Origin of the sequence: Pseudoalteromonas luteoviolacea (assembly GCF_021654285.1) — a bacterium.
GTDB lineage: Bacteria > Pseudomonadota > Gammaproteobacteria > Enterobacterales > Alteromonadaceae > Pseudoalteromonas > Pseudoalteromonas luteoviolacea_J.
Genome location: NZ_JAKFZS010000097.1, coordinates 1 through 872 on the forward strand (window position 1 = coordinate 1; position 872 = coordinate 872).

The window sequence follows — 872 nt, forward strand, 5'->3', positions numbered from 1 at the left end:
AACTCTCACCATACGAGCTTTTTTACTTACTTTAAGTAAGTGGCGTCCCCTAGGGGATTCGAACCCCTGTTACCGCCGTGAAAGGGCGGTGTCCTAGGCCTCTAGACGAAGGGGACACAATATTAATCTTAAACACTCGAAGTTTAAAACTAATTGATGTCACTAGGACTTAAATTCAACGATGTTGCTTGGTGGAGCTAGACGGGATCGAACCGTCGACCTCCTCGCTGCCAGCGAGGCGCTCTCCCAGCTGAGCTATAGCCCCTTATTGCATACAGTGATTTACTCACTGTGCATCGCTGAGTGCGGGGCGCATTCTATGCAGGCAGGAAAATAAAGTCAACAATTTTTAGTTAAGTTTTTTCTAACTGCTTCAAAAAACACCCAAGAGGGCACAATATAAACAAAACTCTACCTTAATTCAATCAAACCTTTTGTTTTAGTTTGATTTTTATACAAAAATAGTAGGCGCTCCCCTCCCCTAATTCACTCACATACATTGTTTTAACTTAATGGCTCTAATAACAAGGGTTAAATTGAATAAAAAACAATAATTCACTCATCCTCACGATACTAAATCATAATTACACTCGTCACTTTGTGTGCTCACAGCGTTAGCTAGTGCTGTTTTTATCTATGTTATTTACACTCCTTATAATGAAGAGCAATTGTAATTTTATTAATTTGCCTATAAATACAGCAAGCAAACGAAATTTTCATTTTTAAGTATTGACTCCTTTGCTCGGCTCCCTATAATAGCGCCCCACAGCAACACGGTGTTATGCACAATGTTTGTTGTAAAATTAGATATGGGTTGTTAGCTCAGTTGGGAGAGCATCGCCCTTACAAGGCGAGGGTCACTGGTTCAAGTC

Annotated in this window: 2 tRNA genes; both read right to left on the minus strand. The window is 40.4% G+C overall.

The annotated features are described in order from the left end of the window. Positions 1-40: 40 nt before the first annotated feature. Positions 41-116, minus strand: a tRNA-Glu gene (locus L1077_RS27170). A gap of 73 nt (positions 117-189) precedes the next feature. Beyond that, positions 190-265 (minus strand) — tRNA-Ala (locus L1077_RS27175). Positions 266-872 lie beyond the last annotated feature (607 nt).